The following is a 19,246-nucleotide window of genomic DNA, read 5'->3' on the forward strand; positions in this document are numbered from 1 at the left end:
ACTATTTCTGATCAATGCAGCACTTCTTGAACTTTTTGCCTGACCCGCACGGGCATTGATCGTTTCGGCCAATATGTCGGTTAGTGGCAAGGGCTCTGTGCAGCCTAGCATCGCGCAGAGACTCGCCTCGCGCCTGCAGGGCAGGCAACTCAAAGATCGAAATGTCAGACCGGCGAAGGAACTGCCATTCCGCGTCCACCAGAGAGCCAAGCTCATCGTACGAGAGTTCCAGCAGCACCCTGTTGGGCTCGTCATTCATGACCATCATCGCCTTGACATGGTCGCGCGACTCGTGAGCTGGGAGGCGCCCCCATTTCGGAGTCCTCGGAATCGTCGTCAGTCGAATTTCACCGAAGGTTGAGTATGGGCGGGGCTGATTCGCATCGGCGCGCACCCGTTCCTGTTCTAAGGTGGCAAACATCTTGTCGCGCCAGTCACCGCTCATATCGAGCAAGTAGGCTGCGATCGCCGACCGCCCACTCTTTTTGCTCAGGCGAAGAAAATCGAGCAATTCCGCCAAGCCCGGATGCATCTTCTGGCGTAGCGGTGATGGCAACTTGTCGTCCAGTAGCCGCGCACTGAAGAACTTGTCGATCTCTTGCCGATACCCGATGAGCTGCAGATGCACCCCTGGCCCTTTGACGAGTTCGGCGGCGTGCATGGGGTAGTCGTTGTGACGGAGATACAGGCCCAGGTGATCCAATTCGTCGTCGAGCTGGAGAAGCTGTGAATTGAATGCGGCCTTACGCATCTGCACGAAATGAAGGAACTCAAGCGGGTTCGTGAAGATGTCGGCGTAAACGCGCAGATCGTCCAACGACAGAGACCACACTGGCTCATTGCCGACCTCGATTCCAATAGCCGGCAGGTATTGAACCTGCGCCGCAATCTCTGTGAATGGATCAAGCGTGATGGTGCATATACAAACGTGGCGATACTTGCTTAGCCGGATGCGGGTTACCTCATTTCCAGCCTCATCTAGCAGTGGAACCTCATCTGCGGTCTTGAGGTACCGCAAGAACCGATTGCCTTGCTTGGCTGGCGCGGCGACCAGGTTTTTCAGCGACTGGACGTGCGCATCTACGTCGTCGGCTGGTGAGGTGTAGGTGAATGCGCCAGCTTTCACCTCGACGATGAACAAGTGGTCATCGAACTCAAGAATGCCGTCTGTCTCATAGCGGGCCGCTGCCTTACCGGCCTCCCCCATCCAGTAGTAGATCTCCTTGAAGCACACAGCACCTGGCAGCAAGCGCTGTAGATACTCGAATGGCAATGTCTCCGTGATCTCTTTTCTCGAATCAATCCAGCGCTGCTTCAAGTCCTTGTCCGCTGCAAAAACGCGCCGTTCAAGCTGGCGAAAGAAGTGATCGAACAAGCCAGAAATGTCAAAGCAGTAGTAGCGGCCATCCAAATGGATGAAGGGGCGCTTAAAGATCGGCCAAATACGCAGCGGCCAGCCCTTGAAGTCGCCTTCCGCGAAGAACTCAACGTCTTGCCCAGGCGCCCATGAAAAATCCTCGAGGAACGCGCGCGGCAAGGTGGTTACCTTCTGCAGATCAAAGAGGTCGTATCCAAGAAAAAGTCCAAACGCCCGATCCCTCTGTGCCTCAAGTCCGTGCCTGGCAATGGATGCGCGCAGACGTTCGCCCTCATCGCCATCAACTTCCACCGCGATGCCGGACTGAGTGTCTTCGGCTAGGGCGGCCAACGACTTCTCTTTGAACTCGAACATCGCGGCAGCAGCATCAGCAATGCCTTTAGTCAACGAATGCCAGATCTTGGCCAGCTCATCACACAACTGTTCGCTGCTCAGGCCATACAGTTCTTGAATGACTCTGCTCTGTGGTGCGAGGAGTTCACGAAGCGTCTGAATATGATGAAACTGATACTGCCTCCCGGTAACGTTGCACCAGTAGAGCTGCGCCTTGAAGTGAAACTCCTCGAACGCTCGGTCGCTAACCACGGCGTCCTTCCGTCGCTTTGCCGTCGCGCACATGAAGTACTGCGAGTTCAGCTTCTGGAAGACTGCTTCAATCAGCCGACGCAATTTTCCCCAGTCTTCTTCGCTGTGTGAATCCGCAGACTGTGCGGCAGGCGGTGTGCTAGCGATGAGGCTTTGCACATAGTCAATCATGCGCGCAGAGTGAACGTGTTCTGGGCCGAGGTCGGCCTCGTTATCAATCCTCAAGTGCGAAGCACTGCGCTCCCACCAAGCCCGATGCAGGACGGCAAGTGGGTCCATCGTGGCGACCAAGGCTGCGGCTTCGGCAACGAAGCGATCAATTTCCTTCACGATCTCGTCGTAGCTAGCGCACAGATGCTCCTGAAGCTTGTCGAACTCCCCTCTCGACCAGTTGACCTCTGAAACCATGTGACGGCCGAATCGGGCCATTCGAAGCGGGCCTGCAACAAACTCCTCGTCTGGGCGCTGGTTCACACTGCGGGGACCAGCACTTTTGCCTTTCTTGTGTTTCATGCGTTTATCGTGCCACAGCAAATCCAATTCGAGTTGTTATGCACATTCGGCACTAGTTCCAAGTCCAGAGGGATGCGCGCCGACCACCTGCGCACGCGGACTCAACGCTAGGTGCCCTATGCCGCACCTATGAAGGTTGAATCCTGAATCCCGCAAGCGCTGCAAAGCACCCCCTGTTCGGGTCTGTTCAGTAGCTTGTTGGCAACTCGGTTCCACCGCTTCATGCACGAATGACCCAAGCCCGCCCTGCGCAGTGGCAGTGCTGTTGCCCACCAAGCGGCTGATCATCTGCGACACACCGGCAACCGCCACGGGTCGCACAATGGCCGCTCTGTTTGCCGGAGCCCTGCCATGAACATCCACACCCCCAACCCCTACCCCAGCACCCGCCTGCCGCTGTTCGCGCGCAACGTCGTCAGCACCTCGCACCCGCTGGCCGCGCAGGCCGGGCTGCGCATGCTGCTGGCCGGCGGCAACGCGGTGGACGCGGCCATTGCCGCGGCGGCAGCGTTGACTATCACCGAGCCGGTGAGCAACGGCCTGGGCTCGGACGCGTTCTGCATCCTCTGGGACGGGCAGCGGCTGCACGGCCTGAACGCCAGCGGCACCGCGCCCATGGCCTGGACGCCCGGCTACTTCCACGGCAAGTACGGCGCCGATGCGCTGACGCCGCCCAAGCGCGGGCTCGATTCGGTGACGGTGCCCGGCGCGGTGGCGGGCTGGGTGGCGCTGAGCGAGCGCTTCGGCCAGCTGCCCTTTGCCGACCTGATGGCGCCCGCCATCGAGCTGGCCGAGCGCGGTTATGCAGTGCCGGTGGTGGTGCAGCAGAAGTGGGCGGCGGCCACGCCCGAGCTGCAGTCGCTGCCGGGCTTCGCGCAGGCCTTCCTGCCTTGGGGCCGCGCGCCGCAGGTGGGCGAGCTGTTCCGTTTTCCGGCTGCGGCCCAGGGTCTGCGCGCCATCGCCGAAACCAAGGGCGAAGCCTTCTACCGCGGCCCCATCGCGCAGGCGCTCGCGCGCTTTGCGGCGCAGCACGGCGGCACGCTGACCGAGGCCGACCTGGCGACCTACCGACCCGAATGGGTGACGCCCATTGCGCAGGACTACCGCGGCCACACGCTGCACGAGATACCGCCCAACAGCCAGGGCATCGCGGCGCTGATCGCGCTGGGCATCCTCTCGAACTTCGACCTCGCATCGATGAAGGTCGACAGCGTGGCCGCGCAGCACCTGCAGATCGAGGCCATGAAGCTCGCCTTTGCCGACGTGTACCGCTTCGTCGCCGAACCCGGCACGATGGACGTGACGCCCGCGCAGATGCTGGACCCGGCCTACCTGAAGCAGCGCTCCGCACTGATCGACATGAAGCAGGCGCAGGACTTCGGTGCCGGCAACCCGGCCAAGGGCGGCACGGTGTACCTGACCGCCGCCGACGAGCGCGGGATGATGGTCAGCTTCATCCAGAGCAACTACATGGGCTTCGGTTCGGGCGCGGTCGAGCCGACCTTCGGCATCAGCCTGCAGAACCGCGGCCACGGCTTCAACCTGAACACCGGCCCGGGCCGCAACACGGCCAATCTGGTGGCGCCGGGCAAGCGGCCCTTCCACACCATCATCCCGGCCTTCCTCACCAAGGACGGCCAGCCGGTGATGAGCTACGGCGTGATGGGCGCCAACATGCAGCCGCAGGGCCACATGCAGACCCTGGTGCGCCTGCTGGACCACGGCCAGGGCCTGCAGGCCGCGTGCGACGCGCCGCGCTGGCGCTTCGACGCGGGGCTGCACATCAACGTCGAATCGGCCATGGACCGGGCCACCGTGCAGGGCCTGCACGACCTGGGTCACCAGACCCGGCTGATCGACGACCCCTACCAGGACTTCGGCGCGGGCCAGTTCATCTGGCGAATGGGCGACCCGGGCAGCGAAGGCTACGTGGCCGCCAGCGACCCGCGGCGGGATGGCGCGGCCGTGGGGTTCTGAGGCGACAGACGGCTTCGGCGCTTCTCTACAATCGCGCCCTTTTGCCCGAGGGAGCGCGCACCGTGAACATCGTCGTCCTGGAAGAACTCAAGGCCTACATCGAACCGCTGACGCCCGACGAGCACGACGCGCTGGAGCGCAGCCTGCTGGCCGAGGGTTGCCGCGACGCGCTGGTGCTGTGGGGCGACGTCCTGGTGGACGGCCACAACCGCTACGGCATCTGCCAGAAGCACGGCCTGCCGTTCCAGACCGTGCAGAACCCGCGCTTCCAGTCGATGGAAGACGTGCACCTGTGGATGATCGACCAGCACCTGGGGCGGCGCAGCCTGTCGGACTTCCAGCGCGGCGTGCTGGCGCTGCGCAAGCGCGAGATCGTGGCCGAGCGGCGCTCGCGCGCCAAGGCCGAGGCGGACAAGTCCGCCGCGCCGGTGCCCGAAGCGCCAACCGGCGACGCCCCCTGGGAAGGCGAGGCGCCCGCCGCCGCGCTGGCCGCCGTGCTCGAACCCAAGCCCCTGCAGAGCCGCGAGGACATCGCGCGCGCCGCGCGCCTGAGCGCCAGCCAGGTCGGCATGATCGAGAAGATCCAGAAGCAGGCCGCGCCCGAGGTGGTGGCCGCTGTGCGGGCCGGCGACATTTCGCTCAACGCCGCGGCCGTGGTCGCCACCCTGCCCGAAGAAGAACAGCGCGCCGCCGCCCTGGCCGGCAAGGACGAACTGAAGCAGGCCGCCAAGCGCGTGCGCGAGTCGCGCCGCAAGCCCAAGGACGAGAACATCGAGGCCGCCGAGCGCGCCGAGCGCGCCGACCCGGCGCCCGCAGCCGCCAGCGACGAGGTGAGCACGCTGCGCCAGCGCATCGCGCAGCTCGAAGCCGAGAACGCCGATCTGCGCCAGCAGGTGCAGATGCTCAGCGCGCAGCTGGTCTGAGGCGGCCGACGCGCGGGCCGCGTGCGGGACAATCACGGCACCGCCCGCACGACCGCGCCATGAACACCCCGCACCCGCAGACCGCCGCCCTTCCCCACTGCTCGCACGGCCACGCCTTCGACAGCGGCAACCCCGCCGCCGAACGCGGCACGCGCCTGGTGATGTGGCTGACGCTGGGCACCATGGTGGTGGAGATCGCCGCGGGCTGGTGGTTCAACTCCATGGCGCTGCTGGCCGACGGCTGGCACATGAGTTCGCACGCGGTGGCCATCGGCCTCTCGGCCCTCGCCTACGCCATGGCGCGGCGCCTGGCCGCCGACCCGCGCTTTGCCTTCGGCACCTGGAAGATCGAGGTGCTGGCAGGCTTCGCGAGCGCGCTCTTCCTGCTCGGCGTCGCGGCCCTGATGGTGGTGGGTTCGGTCGAGCGCCTGCTGGACCCGCAACCGATCCGCTACGTCGAGGCGATGGCGGTCGGCGTGCTCGGGCTGGTGGTGAATCTGGCGAGCGCCTTCATCCTCGGTGGTGCGCACCACGGTCATGACCATGGCCACGGTCACTCGCACGGACACCACGACCACCACGAGGACCACGACGGCCCCGGCCACCACGAAGACCTGAACCTGCGCGCCGCCTACCTGCACGTGATCGCCGACGCCGCCACCTCGGTGCTGGCCATCCTGGCGCTGGCGGGCGGCTGGTGGCTGGGATGGAGCTGGCTGGACCCGGTGATGGGCGTGGTGGGCGCGGTGTTGGTGGCCGTCTGGGCCAAGGGCCTGATCGCCGAGACAGGCAAGGTGCTGCTGGACCGCGAGATGGACCACCCGGTGGTCGGCGAGATCCGCGAGGTGATCGCCGAAAACGCAGCCGCCCACGGCCTGCGCCTGACCGACCTGCACGTCTGGCGCGTGGGCCGCGGGGCCTGGGCCTGCGCGCTGACCCTGGTCACCAGCGACCCGGCGCTAACCGCCGACGCCGTGCGGCAGTGGCTGGCGGTGCACGAGGAGATCGTGCACGTCACCGTCGAGCTGCAAGGGGCCTGAAGCCCCGCGCTATCAGGCCGTCGGCTGCAGGAACACGCGCGCCTTGCGCGGCGACACCACCAGGGTCTCGCCTTCCTGGAAGCCGAGTTCGCGGAACTGCTGCGCCGGGATCTGCGCCTCGATCAGCGGGTCGTGGCCTTCGCGCGGCGCGGCGTCCACCGGCATGAGTTCCAGCCGCGCGATGGGGCCGACCACGATGGCGCGGTCCAGCCGCGCGACGATGCCCTGCGGGCGACCGGCGGCGTCGACCTCGCCACCGGCCTGGTAGCGGTGCACGTCCAGGTCGTGCGGGCGCACGTAGGCAAAGGCCTGGGCGTTCTGGGCGCTGGCGTGTTCGGGCGTCTGGATGGCCACGCCGTCCAGATGCAGCAGGCCTTCGTGCGCGCGGCCGTGGAACAGGTTCACGTCGCCCAGGAAGCCGTAGACAAACGGGCTGGCCGGGTGGTCCCACACGTCCTGCGGCGAACCCACCTGCTCCACCACGCCCTGGTTCATCAGCACCACGCGGTCGGCCACTTCCAGCGCTTCTTCCTGGTCGTGCGTGACGAAGATGCTGGTGACGTGCAGCTCGTCGTGCAGGCGGCGCAGCCAGCGGCGCAGTTCCTTCCGCACCTTGGCGTCGAGCGCGCCGAAGGGTTCGTCCAGCAGCAGCACCTTGGGCTCCACCGCCAGCGCGCGGGCGAGCGCGATGCGCTGGCGCTGGCCGCCCGAGAGTTGCGAGGGGTAGCGGTCGGCGATCCAGTCCAGCTGCACCAGCTTGAGCAGGTCGGTCACCTTCTGCTTGATCTGCGCCTCGCTGGGGCGCTCGCCGCGCGGTTTGACCCGCAGGCCGAAGGCCACGTTCTCGAACACCGTCATGTGGCGGAACAGCGCGTAGTGCTGGAACACAAAGCCCACGTTGCGGTCGCGCACGTGCACGTCGGTGGTGTCTTCGCCGCTGAAGTGGATGCTGCCGGTGTCCGGCGTTTCCAGGCCGGCAATGATGCGCAGCAGTGTGGTCTTGCCGCAGCCCGAGGGGCCCAGCAGGGCCAGCAGCTCGCCGGAATCGATGTCGAGGTTGACGTTCTTCAGCGCGTGGAAGTTGCCGAAGTGCTTGTTGACGTCGCGGATCTGGATGCTCATGGTTTCGTCCTCGTTCGGGTCAGGCGGCGGAGGCCACAGGGGCCGGCGCGGCGCGTGCGTGCGGGTTCTCGGGCGGCAGTTCGGCAATCGCCTTCATCTCGCGTTCGTGGCGCCACTCCACCACGCTCTTGATCACCAGCGTGACCAGGGCCAGCAGGGCCAGCAGCGAGGCCACGGCAAACGCGGCCACCGACTGGTACTCGTTGTAGAGCACCTCGATGTGCAGCGGCATGGTGTTGGTCTGGCCGCGGATGTGGCCCGAGACCACCGACACCGCGCCGAACTCGCCCATGGCGCGCGCGTTGCACAGGATCACGCCGTAGATCAGGCCCCACTTGATATTGGGCAGGGTCACGCGCCAGAAGGTCTGCCAGCCGGTGGCGCCCAGCACGATGGCGGCCTGCTCCTCGTCGTTGCCCTGCGCCTGCATCAGCGGGATCAGCTCGCGCGCGATGAAGGGGAAGGTGACGAAGATGGTGGCCAGGATGATGCCGGGCACGGCGAACACGATCTTGATGTCGTGCTCCATCAGCCAGGGGCCCAGCCAGCCCTGCGCGCCGAACACCAGCGCGTAGATCAGGCCGGCCACCACGGGCGAGACCGAGAACGGCAGGTCGATCAGCGTGGTGAGGAAGGACTTGCCACGGAACTCGTACTTGGCAATCGCCCAGGCGGCCGCGATGCCGAAGGCCAGGTTCAGCGGCACGGCCACGGCGGCGGTCAGCAGCGTCAGGCGGATGGCCGCCCAGGCGTCGGGCTCCTTGAGCGCTTCCCAGTAGGCGTCCCAGCCCTTGCGCAGGGCCTCGGTGAACACCGCCGCCAGCGGCAGCACCAGGAAGAGGAACATGAAGACCAGCGCGATGCCGGTCAGCGTCCAGCGGATCCAGGGCGCTTCGGTGGTGCCGCGCTGGGCACTTCTAACGTTGTTCTGGCTCATTGGGAGTTACCTGCTGAACGCTTGCGCTGCCAGCCTTGCAGGCCGTTGATGACCAGCAGCAGGATGAAGGAGATCACCAGCATCACGGTGGCCACCGCGGTGGCACCGGCGTAGTCGTACTGCTCCAGCTTGCCGATGATGATCAGCGGCGTGATCTCGGAGACCATGGGCATGTTGCCGGCGATGAAGATCACTGAACCGTATTCACCCACGGCGCGCGCAAAGGCCATCGCGAAACCGGTCAGCAGCGCGGGCGCGATGCTGGGGAAGATCACGCGGCTGAAGGTCTGCCAGCGCGTGGCGCCCAGACAGGTCGCGGCTTCTTCCAGTTCCTTCTCGGCGTCTTCCAGCACCGGCTGCACCGTGCGCACCACGAAGGGCAGGCCGATGAAGATCAGCGCGATCACCACGCCATTGGGGTTGAAGGCGAGCTGGATGCCGTGCGGCTCCAGCAGCGAGCCGATCCAGCCGTTGCCGGCCAGCAGCGCGGTGAGCGAAATGCCAGCCACGGCGGTGGGCAGCGCAAACGGCAGGTCCACCAGCGCGTCCACGATCTTCTTGCCCGGGAAGGGGTAGCGCACCAGCACCCAGGCCACCAGCAAGCCGAACACCACGTTCACACAGGCCGCGATGAACGAGGCGCCGAAGGTCAGGCGATACGACGCCAGCACGCGCGGCGAGGTGACCGCCTCCCAGAACTGCGGCCAGGTCAGGGTGAAGGTCTTGAACACCAGGGCCGAGAGCGGGATCAGCACGATCAGGCTCAGGTACAGCACCGTGATGCCCAGCGTGAGGTTGAAGCCCGGCAGCACGCGCGCGCCGCTGCGGCGCGCACCGCCCCCGGCCGCCGGCGCGGTGCCCGGCAGCGAAACAGCGTGTCCGGTCATGGCTTACTTACCGGCCGTATACAGCTTGTCGAACTGGCCGCCGTCGTTGAAGTGCACCTTCTGCGCTTCACCCAGCGAACCGAAGTACTGCTCGACGGTGAAGAACTTGATCGGCTTGAACGCGCTGGCGTACTTCGTCAGGATGGCCTCGTTGCGCGGGCGGATGTTGTGCTTCGCTGCAATCTCCTGCCCTTCGGGCGAGTACAGGAAGTCGAGGTAGGCCTTCGCGTCGGCGGCCGTGCCCTTCTTGGCGACCGTGCGCTCGACGATCGCCACCGGGTTCTCGGCCACGATGGACGCGCTGGGGTGGATGGCGTCGACCTTGCCCTTGCCGAACTCGTTGTCCACCGACACGACCTCGGATTCAAAGGTCACCAGCACGTCGCCGATGTTGCGTTGCAGGAATATGCCGGTGGCATCGCGGCCGCCACGGGCCAGCACCGGCACGTTCTTGTAGATCTTGCTCACGAACTCGGCGGCCTGCGCGTCGGTGCCGCCCTTGGCGCGCACCTGGCCCCAGGCGGCCAGGTAGGCCATGCGGCCGTTGCCACCGGTCTTGGGGTTGACCACCACCACCTGCACGCCGGGCTTGATCAGGTCGTCCCAGTCCTTGATGCCCTTGGGGTTGCCCTGGCGCACCAGGAACAGCATCGTCGAGGTGGTCGGCGCGGCATTGTTCGGGAATTTCTGGCGCCAGTCCTTGGCGACCACGCCCTTCTCGGCCAGGAAGTCCACGTCGGTGGTGGTGTTCATGGTCACCACGTCGGCCTCCAGGCCGTCGGCCACGGCGCGCGCCTGGGCGCTGGAACCGGCGTGCGACTGGTCGACCTTGATGTCCTTGCCGGTGGTCTTCTTGTAGTTCGCCACGAAGGCGGTGTTCAGGTCCTTGTAGAACTCGCGCGCCACGTCGTAGGAGACGTTGAGCAGCGTGGTCTGGGCGGAAGCGGCGGAGGCTGCGGCGAAAGCGATGGCGCCGAGGGCGAGCTTGAAGGTGTTTTTCATGGGAATCGGACTCCGATAGAAGGAATGCATGGCATTCTGAAACCGTGTCGTTCTAAATCAAACGACTTTGTTTTTGTTTTCTTATTCGAATATCGAATAAAGATCAGGCCGCCAGCGGGAGCGGCTGCGACGGCGTGATCTCCGCGCCCAGCGCCTGCAGCAGGGCCAGGCCCAGCGGCCACGCCCCGTGCCCGGACTCCACATTGATGTGACCGGCGTCGTTCAGGCGCATGAACTCGCTGCCCCAGGCGCGGGCATAGGCGCCCGCCAGCCGGACCGGGCAATAGGGGTCGTTGCTGCTGGCCACGACGATGCTGGGGAACGGCAGCCGCTGGTAGGGCACGGGCGCGAAATCGGCCAGCACGCCGCGGCGCTCGGGGTCGGCCGGCGCCACCAGCAGGGCCGCGCGGATGCGCGCCTTGATGGCGTCGGGCAGGTGGGTGGTGGCGATGCAGCCCAGGCTGTGCGCGGCGATGACCACCTCGCCCGGCGCCTGCTCGATGGTGCGCGCGATCTGCTGCACCCAGGGCCGCTTGAGCGGGCTGAGCCAGTCATCCTGCTCGACGCGCAGCACCTGGGACAGCCGGCTGGCCCACAGGCTCTGCCAGTGGCCGGGGCCGGAGTTGCGCCAGCCGGGAACGATGACAACGGTGGGAGAAGACATGCGGCGATTCTGGTCAGCACGCTTCAAAACACAAACGACTGAGTCGTAGTTTGTTTATTAGCTTTTCGTCTAAGCCTAGGCTTTCTCGCCCCAAAGTCGCCCGATCAGACGGCGAACTGCCAGCTTGCCGGCCTGTCGGTTCGCAGCGGCGGCTCGGCCAGGTCGGCGGCGCTGTGCTCGCCGAACTCGCGCAGCACGCTGTCCTTGACGGTGGTGAAGGCGTAGGACGAGCGGTCGCGCGGGTGGGCCAGCGGCACGGGCACGGTGCGGCGGATGCGGCCGGGACGCGGCTCCATGACGACTACCCTGTCGCCCAGGTACACCGCCTCTTCCACGTCGTGCGTCACGAGGATCATGGTGATGCCCTCGGTCTGCCAGATGCGGTGCAGCTCCTGCTGCAGGTGGGCGCGGGTCATGGCGTCAAGCGCGCCAAACGGTTCGTCCAGCAGCAGGATGTCGGGCCGGTTCACCAGCGCCCGGGCGATGGCCACGCGCTGCGACATGCCGCCCGACAGCTGGTGCGGGTAGGCCTTCTCGAAGCCGGTGAGGCCCACCAGTTCGATGTGCTCGCGGATGGTGGCGCGCTGCTGGCCTTCGGTCAGATCAGAATTGAGCAGGCCCAGCGCGATGTTCTTTTCCACCGTCAGCCAGGGGAACAGGCGGTGCTCCTGGAACACGATGCCGCGGTTGAGGTTCGTGCCCTTGATGCGCGTGCCGTCCAGCAGGATTTCGCCCTGGTAACCCTCTTCGAGGCCGATGACCAGGCGCAGCAGCGTGGACTTGCCGCAGCCGCTGGTGCCCACGATGCTGACGAACTCGCCCGGGGCGATGGTGAGGTGGATGTCGTGCAGCACGGGCAGGGGCTGGCCCTTCACCTCGTACTGCTTGTTCAGGCCCCGGATGTCCAGGGTGCCGGCGTGTGCCATGGTGTTGTCCTCTTCAAAAAAAAAATCAGTAACGGGCCACGGTGCGGTCGCGCCAGGCCAGCAGGCGGCGCTCCAGCGCGGACGTGAAGGCGTTGAGGGCGTAGCCCACCAGGCCGATCACCGCCACACCGAACAGCACCAGGTCCATCTGGAAGTGCTCGCGGCCGTCGATCAGGGTGTTGCCGATGCCGGCGCCGGACGCCATCAGGTATTCGCTGCCCAGCGTGGCGAGCCAGCTGTAGATCAGCGCCAGCTGCACCCCGGTGAACACCGAGGGCGCGGCCGACGGCGCGATCACGCGGGTCAGCTGCTGCCAGAGGCCAAAGCCGTAGACCCGCCCCACCTCGATGAACTCGCGCGGCACGCTGCGCAGGCCTTCGAAGGTGTTGAGCACCATCGGGAAGAAGGCCGCCATGGCGATGAAGGCCTCCTTGGCGCCATCGCCCAGGCCGAACCACATCGACAACATCGGGATCCAGGCGAACAGCGAGATCTGCTTGAGTGTGTGGAAGGACGGGCCGACCAGGCGATCGGCCCAGCGCGACCAGCCCAGCAGCACACCCACCGCCAGCCCGGCGCTGGCGCCCAGCAGGAAGCCCCGCGCGTTGCGCCACAGGCTGGCCGAGAGCGCGGCCCACAGCTCGCCGCTGGTGACCTGTTGCACGGCGCGTTCCCACACCGCGGCGGGCGAGACCAGCAGGGGCGAGGTGGACCAGCCCGAGGCCACGGCCCACCACCAGGACAGCAGGATCAGCGCGGGCAGCACCCAGCCGCGCAAGGCGGGCGGCACAACGACCAAAGAACGTGTTCGTGACATGTTGGCTTCCTTGTTCAAAGACCAGGCTTGCGCCAGCGCAGCAGCCAGGCCTCGGCCAGCGACAGCAGCTTGTCGATGGCCAAACCCACGATGCCCACCGCCAGCACCGAAGCCAGCACGACGTCCAGCTGAAACAGCTGGCGCCCGTAGACGATGAGAAATCCGATGCCTTCGGACGAGGCCAGCAGCTCCACCACCACCAGCGCCAGCCAGGCGTGGGTCAGGCCGTAGCGCACGCCGTTCCAGATGGGCGCGGTGGCGGCCGGGAACACCACGCGGGTCAGCATCTGCCAGCGGCTGAAGCCGTAGACCTTGGCCACCTCGATGAAGCGGTTGGGCACGCCCTGGATGCCCTGGCAGGTGTTGAGCGTGACCGGCACCAGGGTGGCCTTGGCGATGAGCAGGAACTTGAGCGCCTCGTCAATGCCGACCAGCAGCATCAGCAGCGGCAGCCAGCCGATCACCGGCACCTGCGCGAAGGCCTTGAACAGCGGGTACAGATAGTCGCGCGCCGTGGGCGAAAGCCCCATGACCGAGCCCAGCACCAGCCCGCCCAGCAGGCCGATGCCGAAGCCGGTGAAGACGCGCACCAGGCTGATCTGCAGGTTGCTCCAGATCTCGCCGCTGACCACCATGTCGGCGAAGGTGCGGAACACCTGGGCCGGCGGCGGCAGCACCTGCTCGGGCGCCCAGCCCAGCACCGACGACAGCTGCCACAGCAGCAACACCGCCAGCGGGAAGAGCCAGGCCCAGAACCATTGCAGCGACGGTCGCCAGCGCCGCACCACGGCGATCGGCACGGTGGCCGCGGGCCCGGCCGGTGACAGCGGCACGGTCACACCAAGCGATGAAGACATGTCGATCTCTCCAACCACTCGGTGCTCAGTTGGCCAGCTGGCCGTCGGGTCCGTAGACCGGCCAGTAGGTTTCGAGCTTCAGTTCCTTGAGTGCCACGTTCAGGTAGCGCCGGTCGAACCAGCTGTCGATCTCGGGCACCGAGCGCGTCAGCTTGAGCGCGTGGGCGTCCCTGGCCGCTTCCTTGTAGCGCGAGACCAGGAAGGGGTCGAGCAGCGGCGACAGGCGCACGCGCAGCGGCTGGCCGATGAAGTCCTCGCGCCAGATCTTCTCGGGGTACTCGGTCTTGCCCCAGCGCTCGAACAGGTCGGCGCGGTTCGCTTCGTTCGAGTAGCGGTGCGCCACCTTGACCAGCGTGGTCACCACGCGCTGCACGGCCTGCGGGTGCTTCGCGGCGAAGTCCTCGGTCACCAGCAGGTGGGTCTGGCGGGTGAACTTGTAGTTGTCGGCCGCGGCGGACCAGACGATCTTGGCCTGCCCCTTGTCGCGCAGGTCGAAGGCGCCGACGTAGTCGAAGATGGCGTCCACGTCCTTGTTGACCAGCGCGGTGCGGCCACCGGCCAGGTCCAGGTTGATGAGCTTGAGGTCGCTCTCTTTCAGACCGTGCGCCGCCAGCGCGGCGGACGCGGCCAGGTGCAGGTTGGTGCCCTTGAACAGCGCCACGCGCTTGCCCTTGAGGTTTTCGAGCCGGGTGATGCCCGAGTCCGGCTGCACCGCCAGGTAGAGCCCGGTGCGCACGCCGCTGCCGGCGATCAGCTTGGTCTTCACGCCGTTGGCGCGCGCCACGATGGCCGGCAGGTCACCCTGCCAGGCGAAGTCCAGCTGCTTGTTGACCAGCGCTTCGTTGACGGCCGGGCCGGCGCCCTTGAAGAACACCCACTTGATCTCGACACCGTCCTTGCGGAACTCGTCTTCAAACGCGCCGTCGGTGTAGGCCAGCGCGGTGGTGGTGCCGCCGTGGCGGATCGGGTTGCTGCCCACGCCGCCGGTGGCCACCCCGATGCGGATGACTTTCAACGGTTCGGGCGTGGACTGGGCCTGCGCGAGGCCAGTGGTGGACAGGGTGAAGGCCAGCGCGAGCAGGCCGAGGCGGTGACGTGGATTCATGGTTCCTCCGGTTGAATCGATGGCTGTGGACCGGACGGAATCTACGGACGAAGCCTTGCTCGCGGAACGAATGAAAACGGATATCCAAACGCAGCGCTGTTGTGGTCATGAGCTCATGCCGCACAGCGCATGAGACCCCCCTGTTGGCCGCGTTTGCATATGCAAAACGCTTCGTTCACGCGGCGTGCGGGCGCACCCAGACTGAAAAAAGACGGCGCCCTTCGTGCCCTCCACTGCAACCACCCAGTCAAGGAGTTCCCCATGTCCCAGCTCAACGACCTGCCCGGCACCTACTCGCGCTTCAAGGTCGAGCCCTACACCCCGAACATCGGCGCTGTCATCCACGGCCTGGACCTGCGCCAGCCGCTGGACGAAGCCACCCAGGCCGAACTGCGCGACGCACTCGCGCGCCACGAGGTCATCTTCTTCCGCGACCAGGACCTGACGCCCGAACAGCACGTGCGCTTCACCCGCACCTTCGGCGGCGTGGCCGAGGTCAAGGCCTTCTTCCCGCGGCTCGAAGCGCACCCCGAGATCGAGATCGTCGAGAGCACGTCCGAGAAGCCGAAGGCCGCCAGCAACTGGCACGCCGACATCACCTGGCGCGAGCAACCGCCGCTGGGCACCAGCCTGTATGCGCAGGTGATTCCCGCCACCGGTGGCGACACGCTGTGGGCCAGCCTGACGGCGGCCTACGACAGCCTGCCGCCCGCCTTCCAGGCCTACCTGGAAACGCTCACCGCGGTGCACACCTGGGAGATCAGCGGCTGGACCGAGTACCTGCTGGCCAAGGACGCCAGCGGTGACGAGCTCAAGGCCGCACGCGCCAAGTACCCGCCGGTGGAGCACCCGGTGGTGCGCGTGCACCCGGTCACGGGCAAGAAGATCCTGTACGTCAACAGCACCTTCACCAGCCACATCAAGGGCCTGTCGCGCTCGGACAGCGCCGCGCTGCTGACCCAGCTGTTCGAACTGGCCCGTGTGCCCGAATTCCAGGCCCGCCTGCGCTGGGCGCAAGGCACCCTGGCGGTGTGGGACAACCGCTCGACCCAGCACTACGCGGTGGGCGATTTCTTCCCGCAGCACCGCAAGCTGCACCGCATCACGATCACGACCGACCAGACCTTCTGACCCGGCCCCCAGGAGGAAACCAACATGACCCAAGAGCAACTGCCACCCCAACGCAAGCTGCGCCTCGGCGCGTTCATCATGGCCACCGGCCACCACATCGCCGCCTGGCGCCACCCCGGCGCACAGGCCGATGCGGGCGTGAACATCGACCACTACATCGAACTGGCGCAGACCGCGGAGCGCGGCCTGTTCGACCAGGTCTTCGTGGCCGACAGCCCCGGCATCTGGCACCAGGGCGACCGCGAGTCCTTCAGCCGCCAAGGCCGGCTCTCGCACTTCGAGCCGGTCACGCTGTGGGCCGCGCTGTCGGCGGTGACGAAACACATCGGCTTCGTCGCCACCGCATCCACCACCTACGAAGACCCCTACCTGCTGGCGCGCAAGTTCGCCTCGCTGGACCACATCAGCAAGGGCCGCGCGGCCTGGAACGTGGTGACCACCAGCGCCGAGAACGTGTACGGCAACTTCGGCCTGGACGCGCACCCGGACCCGGCCCTGCGCTATGAGCGCGCCCACGAATTCGTGGACGTGGTCAAGGGCCTGTGGGACAGCTTCGAGGACGACGCCTTCACCCGCGACAAGGCCTCGGGCGTGTACTTCGACCCCGACAAGCTGCACGCGCTCAACCACATCGGCAAGCACCTCAAGGTGAAAGGGCCGCTGAACATCGAGCGCCCGCCGCAAGGCCACCCGGTGATCGTGCAGGCCGGCTCGTCCGAGGACGGCAAGGAACTGGCCGCCGCCACGGCCGAAGCCATCTTCACCGCCTGGACCAGCCTGGCCGAAGCGCAGGCTTTTTACAAGGACGTGAAGGGGCGCATGGCCAAATACGGCCGCCGGCCCGACCAGCTGCTGGTGCTGCCCGGCATCTCGCCGGTGATCGGCCGCACGGAGGCAGAAGCGCAGGCCAAATGGGCCGAGCTGCAGGCGCTCATCCACCCCTCGGTCGGCCTGGCCACGCTGGCGCCGTTCTGGCCCGGTGAAGACCTGTCGAAATGGGACCTGGACGCGCGACCGCCCTACATTCCCGAACCACCCAAGGGCATCAACAGCCGCGCCCACGTGGTGCTCGAACTCGCGCGGCGCGAGCAGTACACCGTGCGCCAGCTCTACGAATACCTGGCCGGCGCGCGCGGCCACTGGGTGGTGGTGGGCACGCCGGTGCAGATCGCCGACCGCATCCAGGAATGGTTCGAGAACGGCGCTGCCGACGGCTTCAACGTGATGCCGCCGGTGCTGCCTCAGAGCCTGAACGAGTTCGTCGATCTGGTCGTGCCCGAACTGCAGCGCCGCGGCCTGTTCCGCACCGCCTACGAAGGCACGATGCTGCGCGAGAACCTGGGGCTGGAGCGGCCGGCGAGCCGCTGGGCCGCACCGCAGGCCAAGGCGGCCTGATCAGAAGATGTTCGTGGGGTTGAAGCGGGGTTCCGCCAGCTGGCGAGCCCCGCTTTTTTTTGGACGTTCAGGCGCCGTCCTGCGCCGCCATCACCGCCTCGCGCGTCAGCGTCGGCACAAAGGCTTCGATGAATCCGTAGGCGAAGCCGGGCAGCCAGTGGTTGCGGCGCAGACCAAGACGGGTCAGGTTGATCTGGAACAGATGCCCCGCATCGATGGCGTGCAGATGCGTGTCGCGCTCTTCGTCGAAGGCGATGGAAGCCACGATGCCCACGCCCATCTCCAGTTCGACATAGGTTTTGATCACGTCCGCGTCCATGGCGGTGAGCACCACGTCGGGCCGCAGGCCCGCGGCCGCAAACGCGTCGTCGATGTGCGAACGGCCGGTGTAGCCCACCTCGTAGGTGATCACCGGGTAGGCCACCAGGTCCAGCAGCGTCACCTGGCGGTCCAGTGACAGCAGCGGGTGCCCCGGCGGCACCACGATGCTGTGGCTCCAGCGGTAGCAGGGCAGCGTCACGAGCTGCCCGTAACCGGCCAGCGCCTCGGTGGCCACGCCGATATCGGCGTCGCCCGCCAGCAGCATCTCGGCCACCTGCCGGGGCGACCCCTGGTGCAGGTGCAGCGTGACGCGCGGGTAGCGCTGGCGGAAGTCGCGCACCACGTGCGGCAGCGCGTAACGCGCCTGCGAGTGGGTGGCCGCAATCGACAGGCGCCCCTCGTCGCGGCCCTGCAGTTCCTGGCCGGCGCGGCGCAGGCTCTCGGCGTCCAGCAGCACGCGCTGGATGATGGGCAGCAGGGTCTTGCCGGCCGACGTGAGACCGAGCAGGCGCTTGCCCGAACGCACGAACAGTTCGACGCCCAGTTCCTCCTCCAGCTCGCGCACCTGCCGGCTCACGCCGGGTTGCGAGGTGTGCAGCACCGCAGCGACTTCGGTGAGGTTGAAGCCACAGCGCTCGGCCTCCCGGACCGAGCGCAGCTGTTGGAAGTTCACCCTCAGAGCTTCGCGATGGACACCTCGGTGGACTTGACGAGCGCGACCACGTCGGACCCCATGGCCAGCCCGAGGTCGACCACCGATCGGGTGGTGATGACAGAGATCACGACGCCCCAGGGCGTTTCGACATCGACCTCGGACACGACGTCGCCCTTGATGATTTCCTTGACCTTGCCGCGGAACTGGTTGCGGACGTTGATGGCTTGAATGGACATGACAGAAGCTCCTTTGAAAAAAATGGTCAGACGCTGTAGAGCGCCTGTGAAAAAGGCACGGGTCGGGACACGGGCACCGCAGACAGTCGCAGCCCCTCCTGCAACAGGGTGTGCGTGGCGTCGTCCAGTCGCTGGGCGATCTCGCCGCCGATCTGGTAGTCGCCCGTCGTCTCATCCTTCGGAATCTGCGCGTCGGAGGCGTACACCCCCGGCAGGATGTGGCGCGCGCCGAGCGACTGCAGCACCGGCCGCAACGCGTAGTCCAGCGCCAGCATGTGGTGCGGGCTGCCGCCGGTGGCCAGCGGCAGCACCGCCTTGCCTTTCAGCGCGGTCTGCGGCAGCAGGTCCAGGAAGACCTTGAGCACGCCGCTGTAGGCGGCCTTGTAGACCGGCGTGGCGATCACCAGCGCGCGGGCGTTGGCCACCTGCTCGATGGCGCGCACCACGCTGGGGTGCCCCCAGTCCGCCAGCAGCAGTGCCTGCGGCGAGAGGTCGCGGATGCGCAGACGGTCCACATGCAGGCGGCGGTCGTCGACCGCAGCGTGCAGGCGCTGTTCCACGCTGTCCAGCAAGGTTGCCGAGCGGGAGTGCTCGGTGGGACTGCCGGCGATCAGAAGTACGGACATGAAGAAGCCTCCCTGGCACGGAACACGGTTTATTTCTTCACGAAGATCTGGTCGAAGATCGCGCCGTCGGCGAAGTGGTCGCGGCTGGCCTTCTCCCAGCCCCCGAAGGCCTGGTCGATGTCGAACAGGTTGAGCTTGGGCAGCTGCTT

General features: G+C 66.5%; 18 protein-coding genes and 1 pseudogene. 5 read left to right on the plus strand and 14 right to left on the minus strand.

The genetic code is table 11. The features are described from left to right. Position 1 precedes the first annotated feature (1 nt). The gene (locus tag HFL01S_RS25280) at positions 2 to 2,476 is read right to left on the minus strand and encodes a YecA family protein (RefSeq protein ID WP_157539089.1); all 2,475 of its coding nucleotides are present in this window, start codon (positions 2,474 to 2,476) and stop codon (positions 2 to 4) included. A 351-nt stretch (positions 2,477 to 2,827) separates the two neighbouring features. Between HFL01S_RS25280 and HFL01S_RS23800 the strand changes: the two genes are divergently transcribed. The 3 genes from HFL01S_RS23800 (at position 2,828) to dmeF (ending at position 6,416) form a co-directional block, all read left to right on the plus strand. Beyond that, positions 2,828 to 4,453 (plus strand): gamma-glutamyltransferase family protein, encoded by a 1,626-nt coding sequence (locus tag HFL01S_RS23800; protein WP_066263687.1) that lies wholly within the window; start codon positions 2,828 to 2,830, stop codon positions 4,451 to 4,453. Between the two features lie 62 nt (positions 4,454 to 4,515). Beyond that, the gene (locus HFL01S_RS23805; RefSeq protein WP_066263721.1) at positions 4,516 to 5,376 is read left to right on the plus strand and encodes a plasmid replication/partition related protein; all 861 of its coding nucleotides are present in this window, start codon (positions 4,516 to 4,518) and stop codon (positions 5,374 to 5,376) included. A gap of 59 nt (positions 5,377 to 5,435) precedes the next feature. Then, entirely contained in the window at positions 5,436 to 6,416 is a 981-nt protein-coding gene (gene dmeF, locus HFL01S_RS23810) for a CDF family Co(II)/Ni(II) efflux transporter DmeF (RefSeq protein WP_066263689.1), read from the plus strand. A gap of 12 nt (positions 6,417 to 6,428) precedes the next feature. Here the strand turns inward: dmeF and HFL01S_RS23815 are convergent, their stop codons facing one another. The 9 genes from HFL01S_RS23815 to HFL01S_RS23855 all read right to left on the minus strand — a co-directional run bounded on the left by HFL01S_RS23815 (position 6,429) and on the right by HFL01S_RS23855 (position 14,733). Further along, the gene (locus HFL01S_RS23815; protein WP_066263691.1) at positions 6,429 to 7,538 is read right to left on the minus strand and encodes a sulfate/molybdate ABC transporter ATP-binding protein; all 1,110 of its coding nucleotides are present in this window, start codon (positions 7,536 to 7,538) and stop codon (positions 6,429 to 6,431) included. Between the two features lie 19 nt (positions 7,539 to 7,557). Continuing rightward, complete coding sequence (cysW, locus tag HFL01S_RS23820; RefSeq protein WP_066263693.1) at positions 7,558 to 8,475, minus strand: sulfate ABC transporter permease subunit CysW; 918 nt, start codon at positions 8,473 to 8,475, stop codon at positions 7,558 to 7,560. Beyond that, on the minus strand, positions 8,472 to 9,362 hold the full coding sequence (cysT, locus tag HFL01S_RS23825; protein ID WP_066263696.1) for a sulfate ABC transporter permease subunit CysT: 891 nt from the start codon (positions 9,360 to 9,362) through the stop codon (positions 8,472 to 8,474). The genes cysW and cysT overlap by 4 nt, the downstream gene beginning before the upstream one ends. 3 nt (positions 9,363 to 9,365) lie before the next feature. Beyond that, on the minus strand, positions 9,366 to 10,364 hold the full coding sequence (locus tag HFL01S_RS23830) for a sulfate ABC transporter substrate-binding protein (protein WP_066263699.1): 999 nt from the start codon (positions 10,362 to 10,364) through the stop codon (positions 9,366 to 9,368). 103 nt (positions 10,365 to 10,467) lie between these two features. Further along, complete coding sequence (locus tag HFL01S_RS23835; RefSeq protein ID WP_066263702.1) at positions 10,468 to 11,028, minus strand: RBBP9/YdeN family alpha/beta hydrolase; 561 nt, start codon at positions 11,026 to 11,028, stop codon at positions 10,468 to 10,470. A 104-nt stretch (positions 11,029 to 11,132) separates the two neighbouring features. Further along, complete coding sequence (locus HFL01S_RS23840) at positions 11,133 to 11,954, minus strand: ABC transporter ATP-binding protein (protein ID WP_066263704.1); 822 nt, start codon at positions 11,952 to 11,954, stop codon at positions 11,133 to 11,135. A 25-nt stretch (positions 11,955 to 11,979) separates the two neighbouring features. After that, on the minus strand, positions 11,980 to 12,771 hold the full coding sequence (locus HFL01S_RS23845) for an ABC transporter permease (RefSeq protein ID WP_066263724.1): 792 nt from the start codon (positions 12,769 to 12,771) through the stop codon (positions 11,980 to 11,982). Positions 12,772 to 12,785: 14 nt separating this feature from the next. Next, entirely contained in the window at positions 12,786 to 13,628 is an 843-nt protein-coding gene (locus HFL01S_RS23850) for an ABC transporter permease (RefSeq protein ID WP_174525263.1), read from the minus strand. Between the two features lie 25 nt (positions 13,629 to 13,653). Beyond that, a complete protein-coding gene (locus HFL01S_RS23855) occupies positions 13,654 to 14,733 on the minus strand; it encodes an ABC transporter substrate-binding protein (RefSeq protein WP_066263706.1) in 1,080 nt (359 codons plus the stop codon). Positions 14,734 to 14,994: 261 nt separating this feature from the next. On the opposite strand from HFL01S_RS23855, the gene HFL01S_RS23860 reads away from it, so the two are divergent. Next, positions 14,995 to 15,864, plus strand: coding sequence for a TauD/TfdA dioxygenase family protein (locus tag HFL01S_RS23860; protein WP_066263710.1), 870 nt, complete (start codon positions 14,995 to 14,997; stop codon positions 15,862 to 15,864). Between the two features lie 24 nt (positions 15,865 to 15,888). After that, positions 15,889 to 17,259: an LLM class flavin-dependent oxidoreductase gene (locus HFL01S_RS23865; protein ID WP_066263712.1), complete on the plus strand. Its 1,371-nt coding sequence runs from the start codon at positions 15,889 to 15,891 to the stop codon at positions 17,257 to 17,259. Between the two features lie 67 nt (positions 17,260 to 17,326). Here the strand turns inward: HFL01S_RS23865 and HFL01S_RS23870 are convergent, their stop codons facing one another. The 4 genes and pseudogenes from HFL01S_RS23870 to HFL01S_RS25825 form a co-directional block, all read right to left on the minus strand. Further along, positions 17,327 to 18,253: a CysB family HTH-type transcriptional regulator gene (locus HFL01S_RS23870; RefSeq protein ID WP_066263714.1), complete on the minus strand. Its 927-nt coding sequence runs from the start codon at positions 18,251 to 18,253 to the stop codon at positions 17,327 to 17,329. A gap of 2 nt (positions 18,254 to 18,255) precedes the next feature. Beyond that, the gene (locus HFL01S_RS23875; protein ID WP_066263716.1) at positions 18,256 to 18,471 is read right to left on the minus strand and encodes a TOBE domain-containing protein; all 216 of its coding nucleotides are present in this window, start codon (positions 18,469 to 18,471) and stop codon (positions 18,256 to 18,258) included. A gap of 26 nt (positions 18,472 to 18,497) precedes the next feature. Continuing rightward, entirely contained in the window at positions 18,498 to 19,097 is a 600-nt protein-coding gene (gene ssuE / locus HFL01S_RS23880) for an NADPH-dependent FMN reductase (protein ID WP_066263719.1), read from the minus strand. A gap of 29 nt (positions 19,098 to 19,126) precedes the next feature. After that, positions 19,127 to 19,246 (minus strand): annotated as a pseudogene (locus HFL01S_RS25825) (sulfate transporter subunit); the annotation flags it as partial.

The sequence above is a fragment of the Hydrogenophaga flava NBRC 102514 genome, assembly GCF_001571145.1.
GTDB classification, from domain to species: Bacteria; Pseudomonadota; Gammaproteobacteria; order Burkholderiales; family Burkholderiaceae_C; genus Hydrogenophaga; species Hydrogenophaga flava.